Below are 7,427 nucleotides of genomic sequence, written 5' to 3'. Positions count from 1 at the left end.
GAGCATCACATGGAAACCTAGAACAGTTAACAAGTAGATGCACCCTGATAACTAACTTCCCCTAGCTGGCTAACACCTCTGGGGGTTTTTTCTTGTTTGTGATTAGCACCACACAATTATTGCCCTGCACCCATTTTCTTTCCGGAGCATCACATGGAAACCTAGAACAGTTAACAAGTAGATGCACCCTGATAACTAACTTCCCCTAGCTGGCTAACACCTCTGGGGGTTTTTTCTTGTTTGTGATTAGCACCACACAATTATTGCCCTGTACCCATTTTCTTTCCGGAGCATCACATAGAAACCTAGAACAGTTAACAAGTAGATGCACCCTGATAACTAACTTCCCCTAGCTGGCTAACACCTCTGGGGGTTTTTTCTTGTTTGTGATTAGCACCACACAATTATTGCCCTGTACCCATTTTTTTTCCGGAGCATCACATAGAAACCTAGAACAGTTAACAAGTAGATGCACCCTGATAACTAACTTCCCCTAGCTGGCTAACACCTCTGGGGGTTTTTTCTTAAAAATATAAACTAAACTCACCCTATCATCAAAACAAGTCTCTGGCAATATCCCTACTCAACAAGTTTTTGGTAACTTTGGCTAGTAGTTCGTCAAATTTATTTTGACGGGTAATGATCGGAAAAAACTTCTGTTCTTCCCTCCCCTGCCCCCGGTGCCTCTCTTCTCCCCCTGCTTGCCTTCACCCGTCATTTTCGGGTTGACAGACTACTAGCGGCGATCGCAGTTTTTTTCTTTCTTTTGAAACGTTGCCCGTGTTCTCCTTTCTCGGAGAAACTGCCGTAAAAATAAGAACTAAGTAGGTTGGCATTAAAAATTGTCGTTGGGGCAAGGGAACAGGGAACAGGGAACAGGAAGAGAGTTTTGGGCGATTTTACTTTTCTTCACATACCTTTAAATTTTTCGGTTCACCTACTTATATTCGGCTAGATGTAGAGATACAGAATTGAAGCCACCCTATGTTACGTATCAGGGTATGTACTGGAATGAGATAGAGAGCATCGAGTAAAGGCTATATAGGGTTTGCGGAATAAGTCTTCTAGTGAAGGGAGGTAACAGGTGCTACGCCACGAGGACAGTTTCAGATATCTGTCATCCCCAAACTTTTAAGTTTATTAGAGGTAAAATGCTCCTTTTGGTACTACCCCCTCAAAAACCTTACACCTATTTTCCTTTTTATCAACCTCAAACCTTTGATTCATTTACGTTTGACGTTTTTTCAGCAGTCCTTATACAGCAAGAGACTTTTAACTCTTGACTCCCGCTCGTATGTCAAGTGCAAGTTTTACCTCTAAGAAATTGCCGTAAATATGTTAAAAAGTACGATCAGTAATAGTAATATCATTACAGTTTTTCTACTTAACTAATCTAAGTAGGTTTCGTAATTTATTAGATAATTGTCATAAATTTAAAATATACAATTAGCCATTTAATATTAAACCGGGATTGTACTTAATTTAACTAATTAATCATAAGATTTGGTTATATGTCTTGGGATAAGTAGTGAGACAGAATTAGTTACACAATGTCATTGCGTTAGCGCGGCGTGGCGTTAGCCATATGGAACGAAGTGAAATCAAGCAATTCCAAGGGTTGTGATTGCTTCCCTTCCCTCGCAATGACTGTAAATATTTCTGTCCAATTACTTACTAAACACCGTTGAGACATGGACTTTTACAAAATTACGAAAAACCTAGATTTGTAGGGGTAAAGCAAGAGCTTCATAGGTGTCAACTTAACGTAAAACAGGTGGTTAGAAACCGCGTCTACACAGGCAAAACCCACCTGCGTGGGTTTCAATCCTTGATTTTTCCTTAGTCCGCGCAGGCGGACTTTGTTTGTGTAGCCGTGTATCCCTGACGGGTGCCGGAGGCATCTTTCCATTCGCCAGGGCTTAAGTTGACACCATTAAGCTTTTGCTTTACCCCTACCCACAGAATCAAATTATTAAGCCGTTTTGAGTATAAAAAAACCAAGATGCACATTGATAGCTGAGTACATCTTGGCTGGGGTAATTATCACAAATCAATTCTTGTGACTCCTGAATTCATTTTCAACATCATAGAGGTATATTAAGTTACTAAATTGCTAAAATATTTATACAGTATACGCTCCTATGATGTTGTATCAATATTTAGGAAAGGGGTTCAATACGTGCGTAGAACAAACCACGAATCTTCACTTCTTTAGGTTCACCTGCACCTAAATCTGTATCAGAAGGTTGTTCACTTTCAAAAGTTCCAGCTATTTCACCAGAAGTATTGTCTACCTTGGCTACTTGTAAGGAAATTTTACCTGGGAGAATTTCTGCACGTTTAACATTAGTACGGGTCAATTCTTCATTATCAGATCCGGCTGGTAAAGCTACAGCGTTATCATAGCCACTGACCACACCACGACCTTTAGGGTCTAAGAAAGCAGCGCCACGATAGGAAGGTACTTTAAAAGTTCCTTCAAAGTCAGTGGACGTATTGATGCTAGTTAAATTAGGTTGTGTTTGTGCAACTAAGTTTTTGATGGTAAATAAGAAGGGTACTAGTTCACCACCAGGAAGTTTAACGGTGATAGCTTGGAAGTCCAGACCATCTTCCTCCTTAAAGGTTAAGCTCTTGTCTGCATTACTGATTAGCTGACCTTGTACTTGGTCAATGGTAGAAGTATATCTAGTCATAATTTTACCAGGTACAAATTCTGCTTTTTGACGTTTGTTGGCAGGTTCTTCCTTAACAAAGAAACTGGTTGGTTCTAAACAAAGTTCTTTGATGCTGTACTTCACGCTGGGATCAATAGCAATTGAACCACGACTAGTTTCTGCTAGTTGGGGGCATTTGTTAGCCAAGCCAGTGCCACGAATTTGTTCGTAAGTGAGTACATCACGGACGCTAGTGGAAGGTTCATCACTGCAAGCGGTGATTAGCCCTAAGCATAGAGCCAAGAAAGCAACAATTAAAGCGCGATACCTCATGGTTAACCTCAATCTCAAAAAGTTAATATTTAAGTTGTCAAACTGCTTTAGTAAACGTACTTGGACGCATTGCGTTCCTGAGTCGGGAATTTAAACCATAGACTAAGCAGCGAACCACATCCATTTTGGATGATGTATGTGTTTTCAGGACATACAACAAGAGTGTTTGGATAGGGAAATTAGCCAGATCATACGATTTTTTTTAACTCAAAATCAAAGCGCTCTAGTGGTTAAATTTGGCTGTTGTCCAGCACAAATCATGAAAAAGCCTTCTCTACCTTAGCATCAAGGATTCTCCTTGCCTGAGAATAGTTAGAAAGTTATATATTCAGGAGTTCAGGGTGCAGTCCCTACGCTCTTTTAGTAGTCGGGAGTGCTGGATGGCTTTTGACCTAATTTTTGTCTCTCATTTCACTGCATAAGTAGGTGAACGGCAAAAAGCCGTAGACGCGGAGCGGCTTCTCACAAAAGTATGTAACGAAAAGTAAAGTTGCCCAAAATTTGTTCTCTTGTCCGTGAGTTCGGCCAATAATTTTTAACGCCAACTTACTGACCGCTATATACAGCAAATAGCAGATCAATGAGGTAAAGCCAGACACCAAGACGGTTTTACTCCTGACTCTGAAACTCCAGTAATTCTGCTGTATGACTCTTTTGTTGATCAATTTAGGGACTTTTCCAGTATCGTATTAGTTTTATGGAGTAACCCGTTCCATGAACCATGATCAAAATTATGCATCTGGGGATTTGTCCTGCCAGCTACAGGCGATTTCCGGTGCGGTTAAAGATGTAGCTCAGAACTGTGAAGGAGATGTGATTGCATTATTAGGTTTGTTACGTCATTTGGAAAAGTTGCACAAAGAAATTCGGGATGGAGTATTTCAGGAAAATTTGCCGACTAATCGCCAAAGATTATACTCGCTGCTTCGAGATATTGAGTCTGAGGGGGGTTGGCCTTATATTGCGCGAATGCGAGTACAAGCTTTGTTAGTAAATTTGTCGGAGGAAGTTAGTGATGAGGATAATCTTCCCAAATATACTCATGATGTTTTCAAAGTTGATGACTCGTTAGAATAGTTCAATTTATCTTGTAGATTGGATTGATATTCATAAGAGGGTTGCATGGCTGGGATATTATCAGTTTCTCGGACAAATTTAGCTCAACGCCGCCAAAAATTACGCCGGCAGCGACAACTCAAAATTCTTCAGGCTATTTGGCGGACACTGGCTGTAACTGGATTTGCTGCGGTTTTATTCTGGGGGGCAATCCAACCGATGTGGGTGTTAAAGGATTCGGGGCAAATAGTGATTAAATCTGGTGGTCAAGTTTTGACGCAAAAGGATATTTATTCATTGTTGGGGTTGTCGTCTCCTCAGTCTTTATGGCGAGTTCAACCTGCCCTAATTGCTGATTCTTTAAGAAAACAACCGAACATTGCCCAAGCTACGGTTAGCCGCCGTTTATTACCTCCTGGTTTAATTATTGAAATCCAGGAACGAATACCAGTGGCGATAGCTCAAATAACTGAAGATCAAACGGTAACTAGTTGTGTGCTAAATCCGGCTTTCACGGGTAAGTCTACTGAGGTTAAGTCTTGTTTACAAAATAGCAGTACGGCTAAGAAACAAAATGAACTGGGTTTGTTGGATGCTAGTGGCGTATGGATGCCTTTATCAGGCTATATCTCCATTAGCCCCAAGTCCAAATTACCTCGACTCATAGTAATTGGGGCGATCGCCCAATACCAGCCATTCTGGAAGCAACTTTATGAAGCTATCAGTAGCAGTTCTCTCCAAGTGACAGAAATTAATTTTCAAGATCCTACGAATTTAATTTTGAAAACTGAATTAGGAAATGTGCATTTAGGTAGCCCTAGCAATAGATTAACTGAACAAATTCAAGCACTTGTCCAAATGCGCCGTTTACCAAATGAAGTTAATCCTAGTAAGATAGATTACATTGATCTCAAAAATCCTGCTATTCCATTAGTACAAATGAATCAAAAAAAATCAGGCTTAGTGATCAAGAAATCAGACTTACTGAACAAAACACCAATCCGTTGACAATCAACATTTTTGCTTTCTGCCTCCTTCTGCCTGTGCCTAGCTCAACAGACAAATCATCTAAACTAGTAACTTCAGTTGCTAATTTCATATTTTTGTAAATTAGGTATATATTACACATATAGATATGGGATTCTTTAGCCATTAGTTACAAAATCATGCCAGAGGTTGTAAAGTTAGTAACTAAAAAACATTCATCAAAAAACGTGGGGAGGTTATTAAAAATTATTACTAGTACACTGTCGGTTAAGTCAATGAACCATTCTCAATTGCCAAAAAGCTTGCTCAACGAACGCCCTGCGGTACTAGCATTAAACTCTATCAAACAGTTAATAACCAGTTGAATATCTGCTGTCAAGCAGTTCCAACAGCTTGAAATCCATAGATAGGTTTGTTTTGTTATGGTGGGGGCTACGGAGAAGTTTAGCTAACGCTATTGTTGAATTAATCTGTTGCTGATAAAAAGGATGAGATCAATGAATGTCTATACTTTTTGGAACTATACTTTTTAAGAATAGGGGGGAGTCAGCAAAATCAGGGGTTGATATGGAAGGAGTCACATAAGTTAGGAATCACTGAGTAAAATCCTGTAATCAACAGAGTTTCATAATCAATTGATGTCTTAACTATCTTGGCAGTTGCCAGATCATAAACTGTAAAGCTAATCAACAATCCATAAGTAAAAGGGTTAGCCGGCAATAGTCTGAATATCTGACCCTACAACTGAGGTTTTATACCTCTTTCATGGACAAATTATCACATTTTAACCTGCCATCATATAGGCTGGGAAATAGCAAAAAAAATAAAATCCACTGCCAAGACAAATTTTGGCAATTGGTTGACTCGTAGGTGAATTACACCGAAAAAAGTCGTTTATATACCTTTCACAAATCCAATGACACTTGATAATAACCAAGGGCTGACTAATAACTCTCAAACTCCAGGACAACTAGGGTTCTCCCAGGCTGTGAACTCAAATAATCCCTTTAGTAACTCTGGGCTGAATTTTGCCCAAGTTAAGGATAGCAAGAGAATTTCTCCTGAAAATAGCGGTATTGGTGAAATTGTGCCAGGCCGTGTTGCTAATATTAAGGTGATAGGTGTCGGTGGTGGTGGTGGTAATGCTGTCAACCGCATGATTGAGTCTGATGTGTCCGGTGTTGAGTTTTGGTCAATTAACACTGATGCTCAAGCTTTGACTTTAGCGGGCGCTCCTAGTCGCTTGCAAATTGGACAAAAATTAACTAGAGGACTGGGTGCGGGAGGAAATCCGGCGATTGGTCAAAAGGCGGCGGAAGAATCTCGTGATGAAATTGCTACTGCTTTAGAAGGCGCGGATTTAGTATTCATTACTGCTGGTATGGGTGGTGGGACAGGTACAGGTGCAGCCCCAATTGTGGCAGAAATAGCCAAGGAAATGGGCGCTCTTACTGTTGGTGTGGTGACTCGTCCATTTATCTTTGAGGGACGCAGACGCACTAGCCAAGCAGAACAAGGGATTGAAGGCTTGAAAAGTCGGGTAGATACCTTAATTATTATTCCCAATAATAAGTTATTGGAAGTCATTCCTGAACAAACTCCCGTGCAAGAAGCTTTTCGCTATGCTGATGATGTATTGCGTCAAGGTGTGCAAGGAATTTCTGATATTATTACCATTCCTGGATTGGTCAACGTTGACTTTGCTGATGTGCGGGCTGTAATGGCTGATGCGGGATCGGCTTTGATGGGAATTGGTGTGAGTTCGGGCAAGTCTAGAGCTAGAGAAGCAGCGATCGCCGCAATTTCTTCACCTTTGCTAGAATGTTCTATTGAAGGAGCCAGGGGAGTTGTCTTTAATATTACTGGTGGTAGCGATCTGACCCTTCATGAAGTTAATGCTGCGGCAGAAACAATCTATGAAGTCGTTGATCCTAATGCCAATATTATTTTTGGAGCGGTAATTGATGACAGACTGCAAGGAGAAGTCAGAATTACTGTAATTGCAACTGGATTTACAGGTGACATCCAACCTCCATCAGCACAAACCGTAGTTACCCCTAGAGTTGTCACACCCACTTCCACAACTACTAGAAGACCCTCACCACTACAACAACCTGTCAATAACCCCAGTCCAGTTGTAGAACAACCAAAAGAAAAACCTTCCTTGGATATCCCCGATTTTCTGCAAAGACGACGAACACCACCAAAAAATTAAATGATAGTGGATATGAGATTTTAGATTAAATTTACAGTCTCAGTTGAGGCTGGTGTATACAAGTTGTTAGAAGTTCAGGAGTATGGCTAACGCCACGCTGCGCTATTAGGAGTTCAGGAGAAAGAAGAAAGAAGAAAGAAGGAAGAAATTTCTCCCCAACTCCCCCAACTCCCCCAACT

General features: G+C 40.6%; 4 protein-coding genes. 3 read left to right on the top strand and 1 reads right to left on the bottom strand.

The genetic code is table 11. The features are described 5' to 3' along the window. Window positions 1-2,159 precede the first annotated feature (2,159 nt). Entirely contained in the window at window positions 2,160-2,990 is an 831-nt protein-coding gene (locus IQ228_RS16905; protein WP_027404713.1) for a photosystem II manganese-stabilizing polypeptide, read from the bottom strand. 714 nt (window positions 2,991-3,704) lie between these two features. Between IQ228_RS16905 and IQ228_RS16900 the strand changes: the two genes are divergently transcribed. The 3 genes from IQ228_RS16900 to ftsZ all read left to right on the top strand — a co-directional run bounded on the left by IQ228_RS16900 (window position 3,705) and on the right by ftsZ (window position 7,248). After that, window positions 3,705-4,067 (top strand): hypothetical protein, encoded by a 363-nt coding sequence (locus IQ228_RS16900; protein ID WP_027404712.1) that lies wholly within the window; start codon window positions 3,705-3,707, stop codon window positions 4,065-4,067. A gap of 45 nt (window positions 4,068-4,112) precedes the next feature. Next, window positions 4,113-5,054 (top strand): cell division protein FtsQ/DivIB, encoded by a 942-nt coding sequence (locus tag IQ228_RS16895; RefSeq protein ID WP_027404711.1) that lies wholly within the window; start codon window positions 4,113-4,115, stop codon window positions 5,052-5,054. A gap of 895 nt (window positions 5,055-5,949) precedes the next feature. Further along, window positions 5,950-7,248: a cell division protein FtsZ gene (ftsZ, locus tag IQ228_RS16890; protein WP_027404710.1), complete on the top strand. Its 1,299-nt coding sequence runs from the start codon at window positions 5,950-5,952 to the stop codon at window positions 7,246-7,248. Window positions 7,249-7,427 lie beyond the last annotated feature (179 nt).

Source organism: Dolichospermum sp. LEGE 00246 (assembly GCF_015207865.1).
Classification (GTDB): Bacteria; Cyanobacteriota; Cyanobacteriia; order Cyanobacteriales; family Nostocaceae; genus Dolichospermum; species Dolichospermum heterosporum.
Note: the sequence above shows the minus strand (reverse complement) of the source record. Positions and strands in the feature narration are given on the sequence as shown.